The organism is Pseudoalteromonas sp. T1lg24 (assembly GCF_002964745.1).
In the GTDB taxonomy this organism is placed as follows: Bacteria; Pseudomonadota; Gammaproteobacteria; order Enterobacterales; family Alteromonadaceae; genus Pseudoalteromonas; species Pseudoalteromonas spongiae.
The window spans coordinates 1-25,064 of record NZ_PQCB01000003.1 but is presented as its reverse complement, the minus strand read 5'-3'; the positions used below and the strand labels follow the sequence as shown (position 1 = coordinate 25,064).

25 protein-coding genes are annotated in these 25,064 nt (G+C 41.0%); 15 read left to right on the top strand and 10 right to left on the bottom strand.

What is annotated here, in order from left to right; all coding sequences use genetic code 11:
* Nucleotides 1-2 precede the first annotated feature (2 nt).
* The 3 genes from fre (at nt 3) to C2M30_RS01280 (ending at nt 1,883) form a co-directional block, all read left to right on the top strand.
* On the top strand, nt 3-716 hold the full coding sequence (gene fre, locus C2M30_RS01290; protein ID WP_105170401.1) for an NAD(P)H-flavin reductase: 714 nt from the start codon (nt 3-5) through the stop codon (nt 714-716).
* Nucleotides 717-837: 121 nt separating this feature from the next.
* Nucleotides 838-1,155: a hypothetical protein gene (locus tag C2M30_RS01285; protein WP_234004663.1), complete on the top strand. Its 318-nt coding sequence runs from the start codon at nt 838-840 to the stop codon at nt 1,153-1,155.
* A gap of 32 nt (nt 1,156-1,187) precedes the next feature.
* Nucleotides 1,188-1,883, top strand: coding sequence for a helix-turn-helix transcriptional regulator (locus tag C2M30_RS01280; protein ID WP_105170399.1), 696 nt, complete (start codon nt 1,188-1,190; stop codon nt 1,881-1,883).
* 388 nt (nt 1,884-2,271) lie between these two features.
* Here C2M30_RS01280 and C2M30_RS01275 read toward each other — a convergent pair whose 3' ends face one another.
* The 9 genes from C2M30_RS01275 to cyaY all read right to left on the bottom strand — a co-directional run bounded on the left by C2M30_RS01275 (nt 2,272) and on the right by cyaY (nt 11,734).
* Entirely contained in the window at nt 2,272-2,670 is a 399-nt protein-coding gene (locus tag C2M30_RS01275; protein WP_199775861.1) for a hypothetical protein, read from the bottom strand.
* 761 nt (nt 2,671-3,431) lie between these two features.
* Nucleotides 3,432-4,316 carry an FRG domain-containing protein gene (locus tag C2M30_RS01270; RefSeq protein WP_199775860.1) on the bottom strand — a complete coding sequence of 295 codons (885 nt, stop codon included), beginning with the start codon at nt 4,314-4,316 and terminating at the stop codon, nt 3,432-3,434.
* Between the two features lie 469 nt (nt 4,317-4,785).
* Complete coding sequence (gene add / locus C2M30_RS01265; RefSeq protein WP_105170397.1) at nt 4,786-5,781, bottom strand: adenosine deaminase; 996 nt, start codon at nt 5,779-5,781, stop codon at nt 4,786-4,788.
* A gap of 159 nt (nt 5,782-5,940) precedes the next feature.
* Nucleotides 5,941-7,053 carry a heme biosynthesis HemY N-terminal domain-containing protein gene (locus C2M30_RS01260; protein ID WP_105170396.1) on the bottom strand — a complete coding sequence of 371 codons (1,113 nt, stop codon included), beginning with the start codon at nt 7,051-7,053 and terminating at the stop codon, nt 5,941-5,943.
* Complete coding sequence (locus tag C2M30_RS01255; RefSeq protein ID WP_158683291.1) at nt 7,050-8,867, bottom strand: uroporphyrinogen-III C-methyltransferase; 1,818 nt, start codon at nt 8,865-8,867, stop codon at nt 7,050-7,052. Before C2M30_RS01255 ends, C2M30_RS01260 begins: the two co-directional genes overlap by 4 nt.
* Nucleotides 8,868-8,879: 12 nt before the next feature.
* A complete protein-coding gene (hemC, locus tag C2M30_RS01250; protein ID WP_105170394.1) occupies nt 8,880-9,815 on the bottom strand; it encodes a hydroxymethylbilane synthase in 936 nt (311 codons plus the stop codon).
* A 20-nt stretch (nt 9,816-9,835) separates the two neighbouring features.
* A complete protein-coding gene (locus tag C2M30_RS01245; RefSeq protein ID WP_105170393.1) occupies nt 9,836-10,747 on the bottom strand; it encodes a DUF2914 domain-containing protein in 912 nt (303 codons plus the stop codon).
* A 9-nt stretch (nt 10,748-10,756) separates the two neighbouring features.
* The gene (locus tag C2M30_RS01240; RefSeq protein ID WP_105170392.1) at nt 10,757-11,413 is read right to left on the bottom strand and encodes an alpha/beta hydrolase; all 657 of its coding nucleotides are present in this window, start codon (nt 11,411-11,413) and stop codon (nt 10,757-10,759) included.
* On the bottom strand, nt 11,414-11,734 hold the full coding sequence (gene cyaY / locus C2M30_RS01235) for an iron donor protein CyaY (RefSeq protein WP_010562325.1): 321 nt from the start codon (nt 11,732-11,734) through the stop codon (nt 11,414-11,416).
* Nucleotides 11,735-11,885: 151 nt separating this feature from the next.
* Here cyaY and lptM point away from each other — a divergent pair, with 151 nt between their 5' ends.
* From lptM to C2M30_RS01180, 11 genes are all read left to right on the top strand, one after another.
* Entirely contained in the window at nt 11,886-12,053 is a 168-nt protein-coding gene (gene lptM / locus C2M30_RS01230) for an LPS translocon maturation chaperone LptM (RefSeq protein WP_082428650.1), read from the top strand.
* A complete protein-coding gene (lysA, locus tag C2M30_RS01225; RefSeq protein WP_105170391.1) occupies nt 12,053-13,300 on the top strand; it encodes a diaminopimelate decarboxylase in 1,248 nt (415 codons plus the stop codon). Before lptM ends, lysA begins: the two co-directional genes overlap by 1 nt.
* A 21-nt stretch (nt 13,301-13,321) precedes the next feature.
* Entirely contained in the window at nt 13,322-14,152 is an 831-nt protein-coding gene (gene dapF / locus C2M30_RS01220; protein WP_010562328.1) for a diaminopimelate epimerase, read from the top strand.
* Nucleotides 14,149-14,760: a DUF484 family protein gene (locus C2M30_RS01215; protein ID WP_105170390.1), complete on the top strand. Its 612-nt coding sequence runs from the start codon at nt 14,149-14,151 to the stop codon at nt 14,758-14,760. Before dapF ends, C2M30_RS01215 begins: the two co-directional genes overlap by 4 nt.
* Entirely contained in the window at nt 14,757-15,674 is a 918-nt protein-coding gene (gene xerC / locus C2M30_RS01210) for a tyrosine recombinase XerC (RefSeq protein ID WP_105170389.1), read from the top strand. Before C2M30_RS01215 ends, xerC begins: the two co-directional genes overlap by 4 nt.
* 1 nt (nt 15,675) lies before the next feature.
* Nucleotides 15,676-16,377 (top strand): HAD-IA family hydrolase, encoded by a 702-nt coding sequence (locus C2M30_RS01205; protein ID WP_105170388.1) that lies wholly within the window; start codon nt 15,676-15,678, stop codon nt 16,375-16,377.
* Nucleotides 16,378-16,501: 124 nt separating this feature from the next.
* Complete coding sequence (locus tag C2M30_RS01200) at nt 16,502-16,810, top strand: hypothetical protein (RefSeq protein ID WP_105170387.1); 309 nt, start codon at nt 16,502-16,504, stop codon at nt 16,808-16,810.
* 194 nt (nt 16,811-17,004) lie between these two features.
* Nucleotides 17,005-17,340: a hypothetical protein gene (locus tag C2M30_RS01195; RefSeq protein WP_105170386.1), complete on the top strand. Its 336-nt coding sequence runs from the start codon at nt 17,005-17,007 to the stop codon at nt 17,338-17,340.
* 89 nt (nt 17,341-17,429) lie between these two features.
* Nucleotides 17,430-19,601, top strand: coding sequence for a DNA helicase II (uvrD, locus tag C2M30_RS01190; RefSeq protein WP_105170385.1), 2,172 nt, complete (start codon nt 17,430-17,432; stop codon nt 19,599-19,601).
* Nucleotides 19,602-19,604: 3 nt separating this feature from the next.
* A complete protein-coding gene (locus tag C2M30_RS01185; protein ID WP_105170384.1) occupies nt 19,605-21,653 on the top strand; it encodes a GNAT family N-acetyltransferase in 2,049 nt (682 codons plus the stop codon).
* Nucleotides 21,622-22,734, top strand: a complete 1,113-nt coding sequence (locus C2M30_RS01180) for an ABC transporter substrate-binding protein (RefSeq protein ID WP_105170383.1) — start codon at nt 21,622-21,624, stop codon at nt 22,732-22,734. The genes C2M30_RS01185 and C2M30_RS01180 overlap by 32 nt, the downstream gene beginning before the upstream one ends.
* Here C2M30_RS01180 and C2M30_RS01175 read toward each other — a convergent pair.
* A complete protein-coding gene (locus tag C2M30_RS01175; protein WP_105170382.1) occupies nt 22,727-23,887 on the bottom strand; it encodes a hypothetical protein in 1,161 nt (386 codons plus the stop codon). The two genes, C2M30_RS01180 and C2M30_RS01175, sit on opposite strands and share 8 nt — an antisense overlap.
* 116 nt (nt 23,888-24,003) lie before the next feature.
* Between C2M30_RS01175 and C2M30_RS01170 the strand changes: the two genes are divergently transcribed.
* A complete protein-coding gene (locus tag C2M30_RS01170; protein WP_100912367.1) occupies nt 24,004-24,822 on the top strand; it encodes a CZB domain-containing protein in 819 nt (272 codons plus the stop codon).
* Nucleotides 24,823-25,064: the final 242 nt, after the last annotated feature.

Below are 25,064 nucleotides of genomic sequence, written 5' to 3'. Positions count from 1 at the left end.
AAATGCAATTAGTTAAAGCAAACGTGGTAAGCATTACTCCATTAACAGAGTTTGTTTATAAAGTTGAACTAAAACCAAGTGAGCCAGTGTCATTTGAAGCAGGTCACTACCTGCAACTGGTATTGGGTGAAAAGGATAAGCGCGCATTCTCAATCGCAAGCCGCCCAAGCCAAACAGAGCTATTAGAATTACATATTGGTGCATCAGAAGAAAACAGCTATGCCATGCAAGCGCTTGATCACCTAAAAGAGCACTTTGCTAATAATACACAAGCTGAACTTGAAGTGGGCTTAGGCATTTCACAACTACGTACTGAATCTGAGCTACCACTTGTGTTACTTGCGGGCGGTACAGGTTTTTCATATGTAAAATCAATGGCCGATCACCTTGCTGAAATCAAATCAACACGCCCTGTATTCTTCTACTGGGGTGTACGCGATGAATCAGCACTTTACGCCAAGGAAGAAATGGAACAGTGGGCTTCAAGCCAAGCTAACTTCAACTTTATTCCTGTAGTAGAGCACGCAACTGACACATGGCAAGGTCACACAGGCTATGTGCATAAAGCTGTAATGAAAGATATTGTTTCGCTAGAGCCTTATGAAATCTATATGGCAGGTCGCTTCGATATGATTGGCCCTGTACGTGATGACTTTATTAATCACGGCGCAATTCGCGAAAACATGTATGCAGATGCTTTTGCATTCATCAAATAATAGATATCGTGATTTTCTAAAAGGAGCCATTTGGCTCCTTTTTTATTTTTAGATCATTTGCTACTGACACTCCCTGACACAATAGCCTGATTAAATAACCTCATCATTTCAAAGGAGACAAATGATGAGTAACGTAATCGAAATCGTAAACTTTAAATTAGCAGAAACCACCCAAGCAGCGGACTTCGCCGCTGCTAATGATGCATTGCAGCAGTTCTTCAATAACCAAACAGGTGTGCTGTACCGCTCACTTGCCAAACAACAAAGCGACAATATTTACGTTGATGTGGTTTACTTTGCCACCATGGCAGACGCTAAACGCGTGCAAGAAGCATTTTATGAAAATGAAATTTGCCAGCAATTCGCCAAGTTAATTGAAAAAGAAAGTGTTATTTTAGAGCACTACGATGTAGTGTCACAAACACCTTGTGACGCATAATTAATACGTAAAGCGCATTCAATTAAGGAAATATGGTGCATAAATCTGAGCGTTTATTTCAACTGGTTAACTTACTTAAAGGCCGCCGCCTTGCTGTAACCGCCAAACAGCTAGCAGATAAACTAAACGTATCTGAGCGCACCATTTACCGCGACATCCAACATTTACAAACATCGGGCGTGCCCATCGAAGGCGAAGCAGGCATTGGTTACCTTATTTCAGAATGTGACCTACCCCCCATGATGTTTACCCTCGAAGAGCTGCAAGCCTTAATGCTAGGCAGCCGCATGGTAAGCGAATGGACGGATCCTGTTTTAGCCGATAAAGCTCATTCTGCACTTGCTAAAATTGAGGCCGTTTTACCAAGTAGCTTAAAACAAAAAGTGGATGATCTGCCCTATTTAGTATCGGGTTGGAGTCACAACCAAGCGCAACAAGCCTTTACCCTCACCTTACGCCAAGGCATAGAGCAACACCGTTGTGTAAACATTGATTATTCCGATGCCAAGCAGCAAACCACCACCCGCCTTGTAGAACCTTTAGGTATGGTTTATTGGGGAGGCAAATGGACACTAATCACCTATTGCCGCTTACGAAACGATTATCGTGAGTTTCGTATCGATCGCATTCAAGCGGTATCACTTACGGAACTTACTTTTGCCACCCAAGGCGATAAATCGCTCGCGCATTATGTGAAGCTAGTGCAGGAGAAATATAAGGAGTGTTAAAGGGAGTATTTATTAATTAACATCCATGTATTTATCTTGCGGCATCCATGCCGCACTCGTTCATTCTTTTTAAACGGCCAAAAAGAACGAACCAAGAAAAAGCCGCCCCAAAAATCAAACTGACTCTTCAAGCAAAATTCAAATGTGAACATAAACGCCATGAAGCACTACGCTAAACATCCCTGTACGCTTTCCAGCTCGACGTCCTTTTCTCGCGTTCATAGCTAGCCGAACTTCGTTCGTCTCAAGACGCTATTCACCCATTCCTACATAGCTTGATCGACCGCTTCGCTCCCTGTCTCGCATTATTCATTTAAATTCAGCTTTCAGGTTTGATTAATGGGTGAAAGGTGACAACGTAATTATTTATTTTATACTCGATTAAATACTAGCTATTTACTAAATGCGGCTCTTTATTTGTTTCAATCACCCTACGAATAGTTGCACCACCAATACTTTCGCATGTTTTCCCATTATTAAAGTCAATTTTTGCAGCTTCGCCCCGAACTATCGGACGAACAAGCCGCCAAGGCCAAAAACCGAAGCGCTGAGAACCAATATAATTAACCACCGCATTAGCACCTAAAGAATTAGCTTCCTTCCCAAACGCTGGCAAAATGTCTGTTACACTACCGTAAGAACCCTTTGCAATTTTAATTCGTTTGATGCTCTCAACCTTAATATCCGTGCTTGGCTGTCCCGTGACCAAACAAATATCCATCACATCATTGGCAGCTACAGACACAGAACCCAACATTAACGCGCTAATTAAACCAAATTTTTTCATCAACAATCTTCTTTTTGTACCTATTAATTGTTATCGCTCATCATTAAATTCATGTCATACGCTCCAACAATTCTTATAAATCTTGATCTCCAGCAGCCATAACTCTCAACCCGACACCTCAAAATGCCCATTGATAACAAAAGGGTTAGAAGTAATTTCCCGAAAATCCAACGAAGTGCATATTAAACTACAAAGGTTACCGCTATAACAAATAAAATAATGTTTAATAATTGTAGAATTAATAATGAGTTAAAGGTTAAAAAATTATCGAGTAGGGTGTAACTAAAAAACGAGTTAAACCTGAATAAGTACTAAAAATAAAGCCTGTCTGTCACATTGGCGAAAGCAGCCAAAGTTGAAAAGCAACCGAAACAAAAGTTCACAGTGTTTTGAAATGAGATCAGGGATGACCGATAGAACCAAGCTGCATGGATGAATTTTTAAAACATCAATCTCCCTTTGGAATTCCTCGGTGCCATGAAACAGCGCGCTAAATATTCCTGTACGCTTTCCAGCTCGAAGTCCTTTTCTCGCGCTCATAGCTAGCCGAACTTCGTTCGGCTCAAGACGCTATTCACCCATTTCTACCCGCTTGCTCGACCGCTTCGCTCCCTGTCTCGCATTATTCATTTAAATCCGGCTTTCAAGTTTGATTAATGGGTGAAAGGTGTAAATCTTAACGCCTTATAATGAGAAAATGCTAAGTGCTAGAAAACAAGATTGGATATAAAATACAAATAGAAACCAAACTTACTTTTTTCTTAACCTAACCAACCACTTAAGCCTTGGCGATAATCTTTAACACTTGATTTAAAGCTACCTTCTTCAAAACCATAGTCACTTTTAATAAATTGAGAAACCATATCTATTTCAGGAAATAGTTTTGCTTTAGAAATTCCGACGCTTGAAAGCTGATGTAATATTTTCTCTTTTTCACTTGCTTTTACTGTAAAACGATCTGAAATCCACTGCTGAGGTAAACTTGCACATTTTGACTTTTTTCCATCAATACCAAAAAGCAAAAAAGCACCATCTTGACGAATAACTCGAGGGTTATCTAATTTAGGTTTAACACAAACGACTGAGTATATGTGATTTACATTAATACGCTCTGTAAAGTGTGGTTTTTCTCTACGAATATCATGGATAAGTCTTTGAGCATGATGATTTTCATGATTGTGAAAGTCCCTCAAATACAATTCATGAACTTCAAAGTCAGATTTCGCCCAAGCCAAGTTGGAAATCACACTTACAGTATCACTATCAAAATACTTAATTTCTTTTCGGGGTATTTTAAAAAAGGTGATTTCACCATCTTTTTCTATTTCTTGTAGCCCTATGCAAGCAAAATATAGAGCTACTAATGGATTTTGAGTTATATCTAATAGCCTCGTGGGTAAATCATAGTGTTGCATTTTAACAAGCTTCTCAAAGCTAGAGCTTGTCGAAGAAAAATCATTTGGACAACGGATGAGAACTTCTCTAATGAGATCATCTTCATTCGAACTCCATTTCCTATCTCTGTATATAGAAGGTGTCAATTCATAAGTTTTGTCTGCATGACCACGGAAGTACCATATATATTCATTATCAATATCTTTTGGTAGTAGCCCAAGGAGGGTTCTCACACTATTGCAATTAGACACATTCAATCCTTATTACGAAGTGTTTAAATAATTCAATACTTTGTAGAGCTCAATTAAGATATTTTTACCAAATATCTCTTCCCGTTACCAGTAAGTAATCTTTTATAGAGAACTCACTCATTGTCGAAGTTGAGAAAAGACTGGCTAAATAACAATCAATTACTGTCGAAATTGACTTTAAAGAACATTGCGAAGATCCTCCGCTTTATCAAACCCGAGTATCAGGTTTGAATTGATAATGCGAGACAGGGAGCGAAGCGGTCGAGCAAGCCATGTACAACATGGACGTTGCTTCATGGCGTTTATCTTTAAATTCAAAGTTGATGTGAGGAAAAGTTTGATTTAGCGGTCGCCTTTCTTTTGGTTACTTTATCTTTGGCGAAGCAAAGAAAAGTAACATAAAGCCCAAGGATGGGCTTTTTAGGAATGCAGGGAGGCGCACATTTTTTTGAAAAATGACGCTATAGCGTTACGCATATTTCCCCATTAACACTTTACGCTCGCTATCACTTAAAAACGCGATTTGTAATGCGTTCTTTTGTGCTTGCGTGATTTCTGCCTGTGTTAAACCAGCTTGTGGGGCAGCTACATCAAATTCGTGGCGAATTTCAATATTACTTACACTTGGGTCATCAGTATTAATGGTGGCTAAAATACCGTGTGCTAAAAACTGCTTAAGTGGGTGCGTTGCTATTGATGCAACTGTACTCGTTTGAATATTACTGGTTAAGCACGATTCCACACCAATTTGGTGATCGCGTAGGTAATCCATCAGTGCGCCATCTTCAATTGCTTTAACACCATGGCCAATACGCGTTGCACCAAGTTCTTTAATTGCATGCCAGATGCTTTCGCTACCAGCTGCTTCACCTGCATGGGTGGTAATCTGTAAACCCGCATCGCGTGCTTGTTTAAAGTGGCTTTCAAATAAGTTACCTGGGAAGCCAAGCTCGTCACCCGCTAAATCGAGTGCAATAAGCTCATTTTTGTGCGCCAGTAAGCCATCAAGTTCCGCTTGGCATGCCTCAACACCAAAGGTGCGCGATAAAATACCAATCAACTTTGCTTGAACGCCCGTCTCGCGACTACCCGCTTTTACGCCATCAATTACCGCAGCAACTACGTCTGCAATATTCAGGTTGTGGGTTTGCGCCATATAAAATGGGCTAAAACGCAGCTCAACGTAATCAAGCCCCTGCCCTTTGGCATCAAACATATTTTCATAGGCAATGCGACGACATGCGTCTAAATCGCCCAGCACTTTTACGCCCCAATCCAGTTTTTGTAAAAAGCCTAGTAAATCAGGCTCATTTTCAATTACTTGTACATGCGGGCGCAGCGACTCAACATCGCTTGCTGGCAAATCCATATTAAATTTTAGGCCAAGATCTAAAATGGTTTCTGAGCGAACATTTCCATCAAGGTGACGGTGTAAATCAAGAAGTGGAAGAGTTGAATCGATCATGGCTTGACCCTTAAAAATTTAAAATTGCGCGGATTCTACGTAGTTTAGCTATAAAAGCAAGGATTGCTTAGGACATAGGTCCTCGCTTGGGTAAAAATACAAATATAAAAAAAGCGCCAATCGGCGCTTTTAAATAAAGAATAAATATTTTCGAAAATACTAAGCATAGGTTTGATAGAGCGAAATTGCTTTATCAAGTTGCCCTGTTTGATTAAAACACTCTGCCGCAACACGCCAATGCTTGTTTGCGTTTTCTCTGCTCAACACTTTATTAAATACCTTGCAGGCAAGCTCAAAATCACCTTGCGCTTTAGCGATGTAAGCCAGCGTTAGCAACAGCGTTTCATCTTCCGGTATTTTCTTTAATCGGCTTTGGATAAACTTTTGTGTGTCAAATAATTTAGTATTGTTGCACTTACTGAGGATTTGCCACACCTCGCGGTATTTATCACCCTTCGCTAGTTTTAATAAACACTTATCGGTTTGCTCTGGGGAAAATGAGGCAAGATTAGTAAGGTAATGAAACTCTGCTTTTTCTTTGAGTTTCTTCGGTAAATTACCGTAAGCACTGTTTAATGCATTTAAGTCTAACGCTGCAAAATAACGTTCAAATAACTGTTGCCACTGCTCATCACTAAGCGCATGTTTTTTCTCAAAACGACTTAGCTGATCATTAAGCGTTGACCAATCTTGTTGGGCTACTAAGTACTCGGCAAAATTAGCCAGTTCTAAATTAGTCGCTTTTTTGTTCTTAGTTATTTGCTCCATGCTTTCTTTGGCAAGCTCAGCTTGCTCACTTTCCACCAGCATTTGCGCAATATTTGATGCGTCTTGTTGCGCAACTTTTTCAAGATGTAGTCGCGCATCGGCTTTATTACCACTTTCTAACGCGGCTCGTGCTGAAATGGCTTGTGCAATGCTTTCCCAACCTGCTGGTACATGGGCTTTTGCAAGACTTTGCTGTGCGCCAGTAAAATCACGATTTATAAACTGCCAAACGCCCGTTTTTAAATTACTTAACTTGCGTTTATCGGCGCGCGATGCCCATTTAAAACGAGTAATACCATACAGTGATAAAACATAACGCAACACTTTATAAAGCACAAAACTAAACGCCGCCAGCAAAATAATTGCAATTACAAATGCGGTGATCGTGCCTTCAATGGTGTAGTCGTTAAAAGCAATTAGCACATAACCTTTTTCACCTATAGCCACTGGCGCGAGCGCAAGTACAACTAATGCAATAACAACCGTGATAATTGCCTTGCTCATAGTAGCTCCTTAATTGCAGCTGCAGAATTAAAGGTAATCTCTGGTGTGAACACAAGAGGCCTAGCATGTAATTCACTCAATTGATTATTAAGGTATTTTACATTCGCAGCTTGCACATCATAATAATTGTTAACTACGTTTTGTGCTTGTTGCAGTGCTGTAGAGAAAATAGCTGGCTGCTGCTTTGTAAGCGCAGTTTGTGCTTGTGCCATATAAAAACGTAATTGATGTCTGATTAATGCTTGCTCTTCTTGGCTTAATAACGGCTCTATCGGCGCTGTGCGTTTGCGTACTTTAATAAAGTCATCCACCAGCAAGTCCCAACTGCGTTTTAAGTTTGACTGCCAATCATCCACATTATTTGAAAGCGCCTGCGGATCAACTTTATCGGCTTCTTCCGGTAGCACCACCATATTAAGCGGTAGCTCATCAAGATTGGCGATTAACCCAGACAATTTTAAATATAAACCTTCAACATCAGCCGTTTGTACCGCTTGTAAAGCTTGAATATCTTGATGTAATGCCGCTCTAGCTTGCTGAGTACCCGGGAAGTTTTCAAGCAGTACATCTAAACGTGCCAGCATTGCCGCGGCGCCTAAGTAATCATTTTGCACCAGCGCCTTAAATTCGGCCATGCGGTAAAGGCTTTTCACTTCTTCACGATTTAGCTCTGGTGTTTGTTGGTTAGCAGCATGTAACTGCTGGGCAATTTTTTCATTAAGCGCAAGCTCTGCCTCAGATACCTGAGCCGATAACGCACTTTGCAATTGTTGATTTTGATTTTTTAATGCCAGCGCCTGTGTATTAACTTGGGCAATCTGTTCAGCGAGCGTGTTGTTTTCGTTATTTAACTTAACGAGAAAATTTTTCTGTTGTTGAAATAAGGTATAGCCGTACCCTAATCCACCAACCGCAGTAAGTGATACCAACAACGCAACAACAGCAATTGCCTTGCCTGAACCTGATTGCTTTGCCACGGCTGGTTTTGAAGCGCTATTGCTCATAGTTTGCGCCTTACTTGTTGGCTTTTCGCTAATCGTACTCTTTGCCGTTATGTCTTTTTCTTGTTCCATAGCGTGACTCTGTTGATGTTTATGTTGACCTGCAATGGCATTGATAATGCTATCATTATCAGCACCTTGGCAATTAATAATGTGTTTTACATTGGCTTTTTCTTGCAAGTAGTTAACGCAGCGCTCACTTACCAAGTAAACGGTTAGCTGCGATAACCAGGTTTTGTTTGTCGCTATTGCCAAAAAGCTATCTATACTTGCATTGCTCGTTAAGACAACGGCATTTATACCGTTCGCTTGCCACTGAGCTGCCATTGCGTCATTTAAATTAGCATTCGCCAAACGCTGGTAAACAGCTAGCGGCTGAAAAATCGCTTCGCGCGCTTTTAATTCTTGCGCTAGCTTATTGCGCCCACCTTTGCCTTTTACCAATACAATTTGTTTACTTGCCACGTTGTTAAGCTCTGGCATGGCAAGCAAACCTTCGCTGGTTTCAACCAGCGGGCTAGCACACGGTTTGTTAAACAGTTCGGTTACCGTCTCAGCGGTACTTTTACCAACAGCTAAACAGTGGCTGTGTTTTGCTAGTTCAGGTTTTAACGCATGTAAAAAACGTGCGGCATCTTGTGACACAAAAAGCACAATATCGGCGCTTTCAAGCATAGCAAGTTGCTGTTCACTCACTGCAATTGCTTCAAGCGCCAGTAATGGTTGAATGGTGCTTTTAATCGCCATATTTGATAGGCGCTCAGCTAATTGTTGGCTCTTTTCCTCTGGCCGTGTGAGTAAGATATGTGTCACATGCACTCCTTGTTAGTTACCGTAAACTTCAGCAAGAATTTTATCAGCACCTTGCGATAATAAGTTATCAGCTACTTGCTCGCCGATTTGTTCTGCATGTGCCACATTACCTGCCAGTGTATGCTGCAAAATTACCGAGCCATCTAACGCACCTACTAAACCGCGCAGTGTCAGAGTTTCACCTTCAACAGTTGCAAATGCACCAATCGGAACTTGGCAACCACCTTGTAACTTACGATTCATTGCGCGCTCTGCTAGTACACGATAGCGCGTTTCTGTGTGCTCAAGTGGCGCAAGCAACGCTTTAGTTGTTTCGTCATCGCTACGACACTCAATGCCTACCGCACCTTGACCATTTGCAGGTAATGAGTCTTCAGCAGCAATAAAGTCTGCAATGCGTTCTGGCATTTCTAAACGAATAAGACCTGCAGCGGCTAGAATAATTGCGTCGTATTCACCGGCATCTAGTTTTGCTAAACGCGTATTTACGTTACCGCGTAAATCTCTAATTTCGAGGTCAGGACGCGCAGCTTTTAACTGACACTGACGACGTAGGCTCGATGTACCAACAATTGCACCTTGAGGCAAATCAGCTAGCGACTTAAAGTTGTTTGATACAAATGCATCCCGCGGATCTTCACGTTCACAAATTGTGTGCAGTTCTAGTCCATCAGGGAATTCAACCGGAACGTCTTTCATCGAGTGAACGGCAATATCTGCGCGACCTTCCATCATAGCGACTTCAAGCTCTTTAACAAATAGGCCTTTACCACCAATTTTCGCCAGTGGTGTGTCTAAAATTTTATCGCCTTGAGTCGACATAGGCACAAGCTCAACCGTTACATTAGCATGGTGCTTTTCCAGTTCAGCTTTTACAAACTCTGCTTGCCAAAGAGCCAATGCGCTTTTGCGCGTTGCAATACGAATAATTGGATTATCTTGAGACATAATTTTCCTACACTGACTCGCTACTGGTCAGTTACTTTAAATTGCTTGCTCGCCAACGTTTTTCCATCGGCGATTAATTCTACACGCCACTCGCCTAATTGCAGTGCCGCTATATTTTTTGATGAATAGGTACGGTATCGCTCTGCAAATATTGAAAGCTCAACATCCGCTTGCAGTTGATCTTGAAAATACCATTTGTGGCGCACCACTTTACCTTTTAAGCCGTTTACTTCAGTAAAGAAGTACAATTTTTTGGTAAAGCTCGCCCTTGCGATTCGTTCACCAATAATATCAACTGGCTCTCGCGCTTTAATGTCACGCGATAACAATGCGCGCGTTACACTTTGGGTATTCATTTTTGCGCCAAGTGCAATGTCTGCTAAGTCGCCATTACTGTTTTCGCTTGCTTGCTGTTCAATATCGATGCTCACAGCCTGCTCTAATGACTCACCGCTATTTTCGGCTGTTTTTGACAGACTATTATTCGTCACGCTTTCACTAACAACCGCTTCACTGTTATCAACATCCGTAGGATGACTAGGCTCTAGCTCGACTCGCTGTTCAATCGCAGGTTGAGTGACAGAAACTTTCTCAATTGGTAATTCAGCTGGCGAAGATTGGCTTAAACCAACCTTTTCGGTTTCATTATCAGTATTTTTAGCATTATTTACAGCCGATGTTATCGTTTTCACAACGGTTGAGCTACCTTGTTGCACACTGGCTTTTGTTAATGATTGACTCGTTTCTTTTGGATTTTTCGTATTTGGAAATAAGTACATAGTTGCCAAAACTAATACGACTACCACCAGCAACAGTGCCGCAAAAACACGCGCCCAGCGCCATTGGTACTCAACTTCGCTCGGTTTTGCATTTTGCGCGGATTGGTTTTGCTTAATTGCCAATGTCGCCGTAATTTTTATCTTTTGTGCCACTATTCCTTCCTAGTTTAAGCGCGAAACCAACCAAGCACGGATCGCCTTAATTTCCTCTAAACACACTTGGTGTGCCATTGGGTATTCCTGCCAACTAACTTCATAACCCAATTCAAGTAATGTTTTATATGCTGCTTTTCCTGCGCCTGTTGGTACCACGTCGTCAAAACTGCCGTGCGCCATAAATACATTTAAGCTTGCTTGCTGCTTTTCGAGTTTAAGTTTAGCAGGCTCACACATATAGGTAGAAAGCGCCATAACACCCGCCAACTGATATGGTAAGCGCGGTGCTAAATACAATGACACAACGCCACCTTGCGAAAAACCCGCCAAAATAATATTGCTAGGCGCAATACCATTGTCGATTTCAGCATCAATTAATTGTTGTACTGCCGCAGCAGATTGTTGCACACCTTGTTCATCGGCGCGTTTATCTAGATCAAGAGATTTAATGTCATACCATGAACGCATCGCCATGCCACCATTTATGGTGACCGGTTGGATTGGTGCGTGTGGGAAAATAAATTTTACACCCAGTTCTGCAGGTAAATTAATTTCCGGTACGATAGGTGCAAAACCATCACCTGAGTCACCTAAACCATGCAACCAAATTACCGTTGCTTTGTGACTTGATTGCGGCTCAATAATAACTGCGTCTAAACTCATTTATTCAGCTTCCCATACAATGCTTGTACCCGCTTGTTTGCTCGCAGCATCATTCATAAATTGCCAGAACTCTGAGCCGCTACGGTTATCAATCCATTTATCGCCATGGCGTTCAAAATGATGACCATTAAACTTAGTTGCTACCCACAACTGCTGTAAAGGCGCTTGTTTATTAAGGATGATCTTACTGTTATCAGGAAAAATAATTTCTAAAATTCCCGAGGCAGATTCATAGTCTAAGTCGACCTCGCAGGCATCAACTTGCTCTTCTAAGTTAATAAACAAATCATCGATTAACTGATGGTATTCTTGGTCTGTCATAGCTAAATTTCCAAATTGATTTTTTGATGCCAATAAAGCATAAGAAAAAACGTCAATATCCTGCGTTTTTGCGCTTTTTTCTGATAATCTCTATTCAATAATACCAACCGTGGCATTCACTTGTCAGTAATAAGTTTTATAAACAGACGATATGGTTAAATGTAAGAAATTAGTTTCAGTATTTATGAGTGTGTCATTGCTCATTTTAGCTGGTTGCGGTCAAAAAGGTCCTTTATATCTTGCCGAGCAAGATCAAGTGGAATCAAATCAACCAAAGCAGCAAACCGACGCTGATAAAGAGCAAAAGGAGCAGCAGTAATGGACTATTTTAACTATAACGATAACGAACTGTTTGCAGAACACGTAAAGGTTGAAGATATTACCAAACAATATGGTACGCCTTGTTATGTATACTCGCGTGCTACATTAGAGCGCCACTACAAGGCATTTTGCGACGCGGCAAGTCACCATAATCACCTTGTATGTTACGCCGTAACAGCTAATTCAAATCTCGCTATTTTAAACGTATTGGCGCGTCTTGGTTCTGGTTTTGATATTGTTTCTAAAGGTGAACTAGCACGAGTAATTGCAGCCGGTGGCGATACCAATAAAGTGGTATTTTCAGGTGTTGCTAAAACACATGACGAAATTGCCTTTGCGCTAGAGCACAAAATCAAGTGCTTTAATGTTGAATCAGAAGCTGAGCTTGAGCGCATCTCGCAAGTTGCAGCTAAGTTAAACGTAAATGCGCCTATATCTATTCGCGTAAACCCAGATATCGATGCCAAAACGCACCCCTACATTTCTACCGGTTTGAAAGAAAATAAATTCGGCATAGATATTAAAATTGCGGTTGATGTATATAAGAAAGCGGCGAGCTTACCTAACTTAGATATCAAGGGTATTGATTTTCATATTGGTTCACAGCTTACCGAAGTAGAACCTTTTATAGCGGCGCTTAAAAAAGTAATCGCGCTCGTTAAAGAACTTGCATCTCATAACATCAAACTAAGCCATGTTGACGTTGGCGGTGGTTTAGGAGTGCCGTATGCCCAAGAAGCACCTCCACACCCAAGTCAGTACGTTAGTAAAATCACCGAATGCTTAGCAGAATTACCCGATGTTGAGCTAATTTTTGAACCTGGCCGCGCTATCGCTGCCAACGCTGGCATTTTAGTCACCAATGTTGAATATCTAAAACAAAACCAAGGTAAACACTTTGCAATTGTTGATGCAGGCATGAATGATTTACTGCGCCCATCACTTTATCAGGCTTGGCAAAATATTATTGCAGTAAAGCCACGACAAGGTAAAACCGAAAATTACGATATTGTTGGCCCGGTATGTGAGACTGGTGACTTTTTAGGTAAAAACCGCGATTTGTGCATTGAAGCGGGCGATTTAATTGCCGTGCGCAGTGCCGGAGCGTACGGTTTTACCATGAGCTCAAACTATAATTCGCGTCCGCGCGTAGCTGAAATAATGGTAGATAACGACCAAGTTCATGTAATTCGCCAACGCGAAACTATTGACGACCTATACCGAAACGAGTGTACACTGCCTTAAGCACAATCATAGTTTATATATATGCTAGTAAATTTTTCTAAAATGCATGGCTTAGGCAATGACTTTATGGTTATTGATAACGTCACGCAAAATGTTTTTATTTCAAAAGACCAAATTCGTAAGTTAGCGGATCGCAACTTCGGTATTGGCTTTGACCAATTACTAATGGTTGAAGCGCCGTACGATCCTGATTTGGATTTTCATTACCGAATTTTTAATGCGGATGGCTATGAAGTTGAACAATGCGGGAATGGCGCGCGCTGTTTTGCTCGCTTTGTGCGTATGAAAGGGTTAACCAACCGCCATCGCATTCAGGTCTCGACAAAGTCTGGCAATATTACCCTACACAATGAGAAAGACGGCAAAGTGCGCGTAAATATGGGCCACCCTAAATTCGACCCAGCAAAAGTGCCGTTTAAAGCGACCAAGCGCGAAACAACGTATATTATCCGCGAAGGCGAACATACAATATTTTGTGGCGTCGTCTCTATGGGCAACCCGCACTGCGTACTTGAAGTAGACGATATCAACTCAGATCAAATTACCAAGTTAGGCCCGTTACTTGAAAGTCATGAGCGTTTTCCTAAAAAGGCCAACATTGGTTTTATGCAAATAATCTCGCCAGAGCATATCAAACTGCGCGTATGGGAACGTGGCGCAGGTGAAACACTTGCCTGTGGTAGCGGTGCTTGTGCTGCTGTTGTGGTTGGTATTTTACAAAAGAAACTCGCCAATCAAGTTAAGGTTGAATTACCTGGTGGCGAATTAACAATAAATTGGCAAGGCGACGGTCACCCAGTAAAAATGACCGGCCCTGCAGAACATGTGTTTGATGGTCAAATCGCGATATGAATGAATTAGATGAACGCCAAGTTGTCGATTATTTAGAACAAAACCGTGACTTTTTACAAAAGCACCCCGAACTACTTGCGCGTTTATCCATTTACGACGAACCAAACGGCACCACCAGCCTTGTAAAGCGTCAACAAAGTTTATTGCAAAATAAAAATCGAGAATTAACCGATAAACTCTCTCATTTAATCGATAACGCAACCAATAACGAACACATTTTTAAAGTGTTCAATCAATGTCATCGACTGCTACTTAAAACCAATACGCTAGAAGCTCTACAAGAAAAATTAACACAAACCTTGTGCAAAGGATTTAATTTACTTGATTGCCAATTAATACCTTTTAATCCCGATACGCACCAAACGCTACTCGATCAGCGCTTTAGCGTACAAACCAGCTTTTTAGGACGTTTGAGCCAAGATGAGCAAATGCTGCTATTTCAAAAAACAGTTGGCTCGGTAGCTGTGTATTTGGTTGGCGATAAAAGTACGCCAACAGCCATATTAGCCTTCGCCAGCAGCGATGAAACACACTATCACCCAGAACAAAACAGTGTATTTGTTTTAGAATTTATTCAAGCCTTAGATATCAAACTGTCTCAGTTATGAATGAGCAACAACCGCTAAGCGCGAGCTGGCAGCAGAGTATAGATTTATACATCGCTTTTGCGCGCAATGAGAAACACTATTCTACAGCCACCATCGATGCATACCTACGTCATTTAGAAACATCAGCACACTATTTTTCGCAATTTGTTGCTAACTGGCAAGCAATTGAAGTTGAGAATGTAAAAGGCTTGCTCGCGAAGTTAAAAAGCCGCGAATTATCAGCTAGAACCATTAATTTGCATCTATCGTGCTTGCGTAGCTTTTATAAGTTTTTAATTAGAAAAGGGCTTGCCAAAGCGAACCCGGTAGAGCTCGTAAAAGGGCCGAAGTTCACCAAGCCGCTACCCAAAAACCTCGATGTTGACCAAGTAAATCAGCTACTTGAAATTGTGCCTGAAGATAGCTTAGCAATTCGCGACAAAGCCATGATGGAATTAATGTATTCATCAGGGCTGCGTTTATCTGAGCTGGCTAGCCTTAATTTAACGGATAAGAGCGCGATCTTTAATGGCCTTCTAACCGTATTAGGTAAAGGTGGTAAAGAGCGGGTTATTCCCGTTGGGCGAAAAGCCATTAGCGCAGTAAAAGAGTGGCTTAAAGTGCGTGCAGAGTTCGCTAATCCTGACGAGCTCGCTTTATTTACTAGTAAACAAAAACGCCGCTTGTCGATTCGCCAAATTCGTGCGCGCATGAAAAAATGGGGCATTGAACAAGGCTTAAGTGCCAATGTGCATCCGCACAAATTACGCCATAGCTTTGCTTCACATATTTTAGAATCGAGCGGCGATTTACGTGCAGTGCAGGAGTTACTTGGCCATAGTAATTTATCAACCACCCAAGTGTATACCCATTTAGATTTTCAACACCTTGCAAAGGTATACGACAATACGCACCCAAGGGCAAAAAAGAAGTAATATGATACGATTTAACCGAGCGATTTCTGCCGTAAAGGTGATTAGTTTTGATTTAGACGACACCCTTTATGACAACCGCCCTATCATTATAAATGCCATTAAAGCACAACAAGATTACCTTGCTGCAATTCCCGAGTGGGCGGCGCAAAGCGGCGATTTTTGGCGCACTTGCCGAAACGGTTATGCACTTGAAAACCCAGAGATCATCAACGACGTCACACTATGGCGTCAAAAGGCATTATTGTGGGGGTTAGAAACTCTCAAAGTAGGAAATGCAGCATTTCATGCAGCACAAGCGTATAACGCATTTGCCAAAGCACGCAGCGATATTGAGGTCGCACCTGAAGTAATCGATTTACTCGCAGCACTTCGTAAAAAATACAAAGTGATTGCTATTACTAATGGTAATGTCGATGTAAGCCAATTTAATTTAAAAGATAGCTTCGATCTAGTATTACAAGCAGGGCCCCATGGCAACGCCAAACCAGCAAGTGACATGTTTGATTTGGCCTGCCAGCAATTAGGTGTAAGTCAAAACGAGATTTTACATGTGGGTGACAGCCTTGATTCAGATGTGCAAGGCGCTAACAACGCTGGCTGTTATAGTGTGTGGCTAGAAAATACCTTTGTGCCCTACCGCTACAAAGGTTTAGCTGACATAGAAATAAGCGATATTTTTGCGCTCAAATCCCTGCTTGTTTAATAACTTAAGGAAATATCACGTACACGATATTTCCTTACATCACGTATTATAACCTCTCATCATTAATGACTTTAATAAGCTCATTACAGAACATATTCTGCACTCAATAAATAAGAGAGCAGTTATGTTTACAAAAGAATGGAAATTTAATCTCAAGCATCACCAAATCCACATTATCTATCATTGGCATAACGGCATGAAACTGTATGTTGATGGTGATTTAAGGGATTTTAGTGAACTCAATTTGTCATTTCGTGATGATGTACTTTTAAGGGCTAACCTCTCCGAGATTGGTATTATTGATGTAACTCCTTCATGGTCTTTGCTTAGTCTTGAAGTCACAGTGCAACTTTCCCAAGCTTCAGATAGGTTTATCGTCTACTCCTCTCATGAGCGAGTACCGTTGCGGGCGCAGCGCCTTATAAGTAAATAAAAGGCTTTGCAAACGGATACGCTGATGTACTTAATGGGATTTAGCCTACTATTTTTTTACTCTCTTTGGCAGTGAAACGCCGCTTTCAATTTATCGTGAAAAACAGCAAATACGACATATTGAAAAAGTGATTGCCAGCTTAACAAACGACTTTTTCTTAAAAAAATAACAACATTATAAAAAGGACTAACATTATGTATAAAGAATGGGAATTCGACTTAAACGACCATCACGTTCGCGTAACCAATAACTGGTTAACTGGGGTGAAGCTTTATGTAGACGGAAAGCTAAAAGGACGGAATGGATTTCCTGTTATGGGCCCTCTGCTAATTCTCTTTTTCCTTATCAGCGGTGACAGAATTATCTCTCACTTTCAAGAAAAACAAAAAATAGCGCATATTGAGAATATCATTGCAACGTTACCTGAAAGCGAAAGAGCTACGTTTGTTAAAACGTACTTAGAAACAAAAAATTCAGAGCTTCAACAACCTACTCACAATGTAAAGGCTAGCGAAAAAATCAATAGATAACTAACCCCTGTTTATAAAAACAGTATTCTATTTGGTATTAAATCAACTCCTGTTATACTTTTGCCAATTTTGGTAAAGAGTTAACTTCGATGGACGTTTCTGAATTATTAGATGGTTTAAATGACAATCAGCGCGAAGCCGTTGCCTCCCCGCTACAAAATATGCTGGTGCTGGCAGGCGCAGGTTCAGGTAAAACCCGCGTACTTGTCCATCGAATTGCTTGGTTAATGCAAGTTGAGCATGCATCGCCATACAGTATTTTTGCGGTAACTTTTACCAACAAAGCAGCCAAAGAAATGCGCAGCCGTGTTGAAGCAACGCTTAAAGCGTCTGTTGGCGGCATGTGGATTGGCACTTTCCACGGTCTATCCCATCGTATTCTGCGCGCTCATCATAAAGAAGCAAACTTGCCAGAATCATTTCAAATTCTCGATACTGACGATCAGGTTAGGATGATCCGTCGCTTGATGAAAGCAATGAACATCGACGAGAAGAAATGGCCTGCCAAACAAGCGGCTTGGTATATTGGCGCTAAAAAAGACGAAGGTTTACGCCCTAAACATATTCAAGCGTTTGACCCTAACGAGCAAATGATGCTGCGTATTTACACCGCTTATCAAGAGGCATGTGACCGCGCGGGTTTAGTTGATTTTGCCGAAATTTTGCTGCGTTGTTTTGAATTATTACGTGATCAACCAACCTTGTTACGTCACTACCAACAGCGTTTTCCACATATGTTGGTAGACGAATTCCAAGATACCAACACTATTCAATATCAGTGGTTAAAATTGATTGCTGGCAAAAGCAACAAGATCATGATTGTGGGTGATGATGACCAAAGTATTTATGGTTGGCGTGGCGCACGTATCGAGAATATTAAACAGTTTATTAGTGACTTTGATGCACAAACTATTCGCTTAGAACAAAATTATCGCTCAACAGGTAATATTCTAAAGGCGGCAAACCATTTAATTGCCAATAACTCCGAGCGTATGGGTAAAGAGCTGTGGACTGACGGTAATCAAGGTGAACAAATTGGCGTGTACGCTGCTTATAACGAACTAGACGAAGCCCGTTTTATTGTTAGTAAAATTAAGGCCTGGTTTGAACAAGGTAATGCACTGCAAGATTGCGCCATTTTATACCGCAATAACGCCCAATCACGTGTACTGGAATCTGAATTAAATATTCAGTCACCACGAATTCCTTACCGTATTTATGGCGGTATGCGCTTCTTCGAACGTCAAGAAATCAAAGATGCATTATGCTACTTACGCATTGTAAATAACCGCAATGATGACGCGGCATTTGAGCGAATTATTAATACCCCAACGCGCGGCATTGGCGATCGTACATTAAGCTTAATTCGTGATTGCGCACGTAGCGAATCACTGCCACTTTGGTACGCAGCAAAAACCTTACTTGCAGAAAAACATTTAGCGGGGCGTGCTGCCAATGCGGTTAATTCGTTTATTGAACTGATCGATCAGATTGAAGATAACATTCTCGATAAATCATTAGATAAACAAACCAAATATGCTATTCAAACATCAGGCCTAATGGCGATGTATATGGCAGAAAAAGGCGAAAAAGGCCAAGCGCGCGTAGAAAACTTAGAAGAATTAATTAACGCTACTAGCCAATACGAACTGCCAGATGAAGAAGAGTTTAGCTCACCGCTTGATGGCTTTTTAGCGTACACCGCGCTTGAATCAGGTGAAGGGCAAGCAGACGAACATGAAGATGCAGTGCAAATGATGACACTGCACTCGGCCAAAGGCTTAGAGTTCCCGTTGGTATTTATGGCAGGTGTTGAAGAAGGCATGTTCCCATCTCAACAAAGCCAAGAAGAAACCGGCCGTTTAGAAGAAGAACGTCGCCTGTGTTATGTAGGTATGACACGTGCCATGCAAAAACTTTATATTTGCCACGCTGAAAGCCGCCGTTTATACGGGCAAGAAAAGTTTCATAGCCCGTCGCGTTTTATTCGCGAATTACCGGAAGATTGCCTAGATGAAATTCGTATTAAAACCCAAATCACTAAGCCTAAAACCACAGGGCGTTTTAGCAACACCATAAGTTTAGAAACCTTTAACGATACAGGCTTTAAACTCGGCCAGCGTGTAATGCACGGCAAGTTTGGTGAAGGTACAGTGCTAAACTACGAAGGCACTGGCCCACAGGCGCGTATTCAAGTTAACTTTGATGATCATGGTACCAAGTGGCTAGTGACCATGTATGCGAAATTACAAGCGATGTAAATTATGCTGACTAACACCTGGCTTAACCAATTACACCAGTCGCTACTAACGAGTAAGCATCGTCAATTATTGGTTTTGTCAGGGTGTAAGCATTGGTGTTGGCAACAAGTTGATACCTTAAAAACGGTTTACCCCGATTTATTAACCCTGAGTAATCACCCCTCAGTAAATTTTTGGCCTGAGCATAATCATCAGTTATTAGGGCAAGAATACAGCACAGTGGTGTTTGACGTAAATTCAGGGCTGATGCCAGATAAGCTAGCAACCGTGGCTGGTACGGTAAAAGCAGGCGGCCTACTGGTACTGCTAATGCCAAATTTTGAAAGTTACGCTAAGCAAGCGGATCCCGCGTTTGCTCGTTTTCAAAGTGCTAATAAACCACATAACCCTATTTCACTTTTTCAAACTCGATTAATTTCGCAACTAAAAAACAACGAGCAGACTTTGATTGTTTCAGAGCACCATGCACTGCCAACAATCCCAATGTACACTGCAACCGAGAGTACTCAATATCAAGAGCAGCAAAATCTCGTTGCTGACTTAAGCAAATTTATCACTAAACGCCGCGCCACGTTTTTACTAACCGCCGATAGAGGCAGAGGAAAATCTGCAACACTCGGCATGCTTGCCGCAAATTATGTTTCGCAAGGTAAGCGCATGGCAATTTGTGCCCATCATAAGCAGACTGTTGTCACTGTATATAAACATTTCGAGCAACTAACTAATGATGACATAAAGCTTGATTTTATTGCACCTGATGCATTGCTAAACCAAGCAACAAACTACGATTTGGTATTAATTGATGAAGCGGCAACCTTACCTGTAAGCCTATTAAAAAAAGCGCTCGATTTACCAATAAAGCTTGGTTTTGCAACAACACTTCATGGCTATGAAGGCACTGGTAGAGGGTTTAATTTACGCTTTATTCCTCATCTAAAAGCTACGCGCACAAACTGTTTTATTACAGAGCTATCTACTCCGATGCGTTACACTGAAAATGACCCACTCGAAAACACCATTAACCAACTATTAGTACTCGATGCTGACTTCAAGCAGCTAAATATAAATCACCAGGACGATATTGCGTTTTACGCAATTTCACAGCAACAACTCATAAACGATAACGCATTACTTAAACAGATATTCGCTATTTTAGTGATGGCGCATTATCAGACTAGCGTAAATGACTTACGACATATGCTCGATGGCAATAACTTAAAGGTGTTTGTTGCTGAACAAAATGGCATTTTATTAGCAGCTGCATTGGTTGCGCTAGAAGGTGAACTAACCGATCCGTTAGCATCACAAATTATTGCTGGGGAACGCCGTCCTCAAGGCAATATGTTGGCGCAATCTACCGCTTGTTTACTCGGCGAACAACACTTGCTTGCAGCTCGTTATGCCCGCATTGTGCGTATTGCTGTTAATCCTTATTGCCAAGGTGACAATATTGGCACACAACTGTTAAATACAATTGAGAAAACGCTATCGCCTAATGTTGACTTTATAGGGGCAAGTTTTGGCGCAGAAGCCAAACTTTGCAACTTTTGGTTTAAGCAGAACTACCACATTATTAAACTCGGTGCCAAGCAAGATAAAGCAAGCGGTGAACATTCTTGCTTAGTCATTAAGGCTTCAAATGTTTATTTAGACCAACAGATATTGCTCAAATCTCATTTCAAGCAGCAATTTTTGTTTGAGTTAGCGCGTTCGTTTTCGCACCTGCCAAGCGAGTTAGTATTAGGCATTAGCGCAAACTTGATTTCATCAAACCAGCAACACACTAGCAGCAATAACTTAGTAAAAAGATTTAGTGAAGGGCAAATCAGCTTTGACCAAGCACGCTTTGTCTTAGCTCAACAAGTTTATGTAAATCCTTGTTTACTAAATAAACTAGAAAGTATTTCTAGAAAGTTAATAATTAAGCTAGTATTACAGAATATGCCTGAGACTAAGGTCACCGAAGCTCTTGCATTAACGGGGAAAAAACAACTTAATTTTGCGCTAAAGCAAGCCGCTTATGAATGGTGTAATCACTATCCTAATCTCTAAACTAATCATTGTAATTTGCTGTATGCCGCTAGTTGTCTTCGCAACACAGCAACCACCCATCAAACTTGGTATGTCGGCAGCGTTAAGCGGTCCATCGGCAGAGTTAGGCGTGCAATTGAAACAAGGAGCTGACGCTTACTTTAAGCAAGTAAATGCTAACGGTGGAGTAAATGGTCGAAAAATAGAATTACTCGCACTAGATGACCAGTATGAACCTCACCTAACGGTAAATAACACTCGATACCTAATAAATAACGCTAAAGTTGATGTTCTCTTCTCCTATGTCGGCACCCCGACATCTAGCGCTATTCAACCCATTATCGATTCTCACCAAATTCCTTTTATTACCCCGTTCACTGGCGCAGACTTGTTACGCCACAAAGATCATATTTTTAATTTACGCGCCAGCTATAACGACGAAGCTAAGGTGCAAATTGATTACTTAGTAAAACAAAAAGGGCTGACAAAAATTGCATTTTTAATTCAAGCTGACGAGTTTGGTCTTTCGCTGCAAAATGCACTTACCAAAGCAATGTTGCCATACTCCTTAAAGCCAAAAGCCATTGCCAGATTCAAGCGAAATAGCCAAGATATTGAGCGAGCGTTAGAAAAATTAAAACAAAGCGGCGCGCAAGCGATTTGCTTAGTTGGTACTTACAAACCCTTAGCCCACTTTATAAACTTAGCCGACCAGCAAAACTTTAAACCTTATTTTACAAGTGTTTCATTTGTCTCGAGTAACGAGCTTTTTGCACGCATTAAACAACCAAGCAAAGTACTGGTAACGGAAGTGATGCCAAAAGTAGATGGTTGTAAGCAAAATTGGTGTAAGCGATTTCTTCAATCGATGAAGCAGGCAAATATAACAAAACCGACGCGTGTGCACCTAGAGGGATATGCAAACGCATTTGTATTTTACAACGCGGCAAAAGCCTGTATGCCGCTATCAAACGAATGCTTATTACAAAAACTGCAAGTCATAAAAATGCAGTTAGATAAAAGCAAAAAAAACTATGTTGAATTATCCGAGCGGGTAAAAGACAACACAGTTTTTTTAAACCATTTCACGTTTACTAAATAACAGGTATCGCCTGCTTAAGCATGGCTTCAATTTGATTCACAATCGCTTTATTGGTTGCATCGTCAAATGTTTTAATACGCGGTGTATGTATATGTCCAGTTGGTACTTTCGTACCTAATTGATTTTGCAAACGAATACTGCGATACGAGATCTCATTCGAAAGGTAACCACCGCCGCCACCAGAAACCGCCGTTAATCCATTTAACTCAGAAAGCGATTTAGGTTGTAACTCGCCTTTTTCTAACGTCACTACTTTTAAGTTATCGTTTACTTGATATTGCCCTTTTACCTTTTGCATCGCAGCAACGGGCAAGCTAAATTCAACAAACTCGTCTCCCGAAAGAGTTTCGCCTGCTAACTTTGAAATAATTGGCGCTTCTTTTGTGCCACCTGATAGTACATTTAAATTGTCTGGCGCAGTTACACTACGACGCTTACCAGGAAAACGCTCAAGATCGAAATGCTCTCTACCCATTGAAACAGTAGAAACTAAATCTACTTGCCCACCTAAGTAAATAGGCGCTAACAGTGATTCTATTTCACCTTGATCAAAATCTTCATAACGCACCGGTACAATAACCGCATTAATTTCGGCTTGCTTACCATTAAGCTCAATAACCTTCCCGTCTAACGCTAATGCCGCAAGTCCTGAAGGGTTACTTTGCGCAATATTTCTATCTAATAAGAACGGGTCAAAACCGGTAATAAAAATTTGCGTATCTGCGCTTTCACGGTAATCAATATCAGAGTACCCACGAGATACTGTTTCAAACACTTCTAGCAGGCTAACTAGCTCGGTTTTTGAAAAATTAAGCGGGTTGTTCTTTAGTTGTGATTTAACCGCGAGGCGCTGCCAGTAAAGCGGTCTATCGTCATATCGCTGGTTAGATTGCACCTGTGCTTTAACTTCAGACCATAACTTTGTGCCTACTTTCAAGAGTAACTGTTTAGCTTCTGCGTAATTACTTACGGCTTGCCATTGTTTCGCAAATTGTGACATTGCTTTGTGGTTAACCAAGCTTGCATCGACGGTGTTGAGTTTAGTTAATCGTAACTCTTCGACACTTTGCGAGATTACATTTTGGTTTGCGTATGTATTTGCACTTAAAAACAGTGCTAAGCTGGTAATCAGTAGCTGGCGTTTATTTTTCATTGCTAAACTATCTTTTAATATAATATTCGGTGAGTTAGCTACTTATCATACGTGCATTTTTGATAAGCTCAACTATGCTCTATTTAATAAATGAGAATGTTAGGAAAGAATCTTATATGGACTTTATTAATTTTAAAGTTGGCTCTAAGACGATCGCTTTAAAAATACTCGATATTTTATTAACAGAACGATATGAAAATAACCTAACCGAATTACCCAACGATAATAAAAGCTTTATTGGCGTAAAGGATTATTTAGGCACTCCAACACCCATCTTTGATCTTGGTATTGTTCTTAATAAAGAGTCGACTCAAGTTGCCAATCAAGCGCTTTCAGATTTACTTATTGCCAGAGAAAAAGATCATCTAGACTGGCTTGATGCGTTAGAAAATAGCCTCACCAATGGCGCACCATTTGAAAAAGCCAAAGATCCAGACAAATGCGCATTTGGCACTTGGTATAATAACTTTAAAACTGACAACGAAGAGTTACGCGTGATACTCGACAAGTTCGATAAGCCGCATCGAGAACTGCATGCTATGGCGGAAGAATTATTAAGTGTAAACGCTAACGACACATCAGGAAGAGCTCTAACACTCTTCCATGAAAAGAAACGCAAGATATTTACCGTGCTCGTCAGGTTATTCCAAACAGCAAGAGAGCAGATCACTCTCGATTACAAACCCATTATCATCTTTACCACCAAAGATGGTAAAACCCCTCATATAGGCTTGTTGGTAGATAAGGTGGAAGACTCTTTAACGGTTAATAAAGACGATATTAAACCACTAGAACAATTAACTTCGATTGGTTTTGATATCGACCCACAAACTCGTCATATGATGAAAGGTCTGATAAATATGAATAATAAGCACAGCATTATTATCGACCCAACAGTGATTTTTTCACCGCAAGAAGAAGCCGAGATAGCTTAGGCTCAAGGATTCAGGGTTCAGGATTCAGGATTCAGGATTCAGGATTCAGGATTCAGGATTCAGGATTCAGGATTCAGGATTCAGGATTCAGGATTCAGCAATATTCTGAACTCTGGGTTCTTAATTCTAAAATCCTTTAGTTCCCAAAACGTAAAAAAGCCTCAACATAATGTTGAGGCTTTCTTTAATTAGGAGCTTGGCGATGTTCTACTTTCACATGGGCGAACCCACACTATCATCGA

Excerpts from the sequence above, each read along its gene's own strand:
- cyaY (WP_010562325.1), bottom strand. The coding sequence starts at position 11,734 with ATGACAGACCAAGAATACCATCAGTTAATCGATGATTTGTTTATTAAC.
- add (WP_105170397.1), bottom strand. The coding sequence starts at position 5,781 with ATGATCGATTCAACTCTTCCACTTCTTGATTTACACCGTCACCTTGAT.
- C2M30_RS01180 (WP_105170383.1), top strand. The coding sequence starts at position 21,622 with ATGAATGGTGTAATCACTATCCTAATCTCTAAACTAATCATTGTAATT.
- C2M30_RS01175 (WP_105170382.1), bottom strand. The coding sequence starts at position 23,887 with ATGAAAAATAAACGCCAGCTACTGATTACCAGCTTAGCACTGTTTTTA.
- C2M30_RS01280 (WP_105170399.1), top strand. The coding sequence starts at position 1,188 with ATGGTGCATAAATCTGAGCGTTTATTTCAACTGGTTAACTTACTTAAA.
- fre (WP_105170401.1), top strand. The coding sequence starts at position 3 with ATGCAATTAGTTAAAGCAAACGTGGTAAGCATTACTCCATTAACAGAG.
- C2M30_RS01195 (WP_105170386.1), top strand. The coding sequence starts at position 17,005 with ATGTATAAAGAATGGGAATTCGACTTAAACGACCATCACGTTCGCGTA.
- C2M30_RS01205 (WP_105170388.1), top strand. The coding sequence starts at position 15,676 with ATGATACGATTTAACCGAGCGATTTCTGCCGTAAAGGTGATTAGTTTT.
- C2M30_RS01240 (WP_105170392.1), bottom strand. The coding sequence starts at position 11,413 with ATGAGTTTAGACGCAGTTATTATTGAGCCGCAATCAAGTCACAAAGCA.
- xerC (WP_105170389.1), top strand. The coding sequence starts at position 14,757 with ATGAATGAGCAACAACCGCTAAGCGCGAGCTGGCAGCAGAGTATAGAT.
- C2M30_RS01215 (WP_105170390.1), top strand. The coding sequence starts at position 14,149 with ATGAATGAATTAGATGAACGCCAAGTTGTCGATTATTTAGAACAAAAC.
- hemC (WP_105170394.1), bottom strand. The coding sequence starts at position 9,815 with ATGTCTCAAGATAATCCAATTATTCGTATTGCAACGCGCAAAAGCGCA.
- dapF (WP_010562328.1), top strand. The coding sequence starts at position 13,322 with ATGCTAGTAAATTTTTCTAAAATGCATGGCTTAGGCAATGACTTTATG.
- lysA (WP_105170391.1), top strand. The coding sequence starts at position 12,053 with ATGGACTATTTTAACTATAACGATAACGAACTGTTTGCAGAACACGTA.
- uvrD (WP_105170385.1), top strand. The coding sequence starts at position 17,430 with ATGGACGTTTCTGAATTATTAGATGGTTTAAATGACAATCAGCGCGAA.
- C2M30_RS01170 (WP_100912367.1), top strand. The coding sequence starts at position 24,004 with ATGGACTTTATTAATTTTAAAGTTGGCTCTAAGACGATCGCTTTAAAA.
- C2M30_RS01275 (WP_199775861.1), bottom strand. The coding sequence starts at position 2,670 with ATGAAAAAATTTGGTTTAATTAGCGCGTTAATGTTGGGTTCTGTGTCT.
- C2M30_RS01260 (WP_105170396.1), bottom strand. The coding sequence starts at position 7,053 with ATGAGCAAGGCAATTATCACGGTTGTTATTGCATTAGTTGTACTTGCG.
- C2M30_RS01185 (WP_105170384.1), top strand. The coding sequence starts at position 19,605 with ATGCTGACTAACACCTGGCTTAACCAATTACACCAGTCGCTACTAACG.
- lptM (WP_082428650.1), top strand. The coding sequence starts at position 11,886 with ATGGTTAAATGTAAGAAATTAGTTTCAGTATTTATGAGTGTGTCATTG.
- C2M30_RS01200 (WP_105170387.1), top strand. The coding sequence starts at position 16,502 with ATGTTTACAAAAGAATGGAAATTTAATCTCAAGCATCACCAAATCCAC.
- C2M30_RS01285 (WP_234004663.1), top strand. The coding sequence starts at position 838 with ATGATGAGTAACGTAATCGAAATCGTAAACTTTAAATTAGCAGAAACC.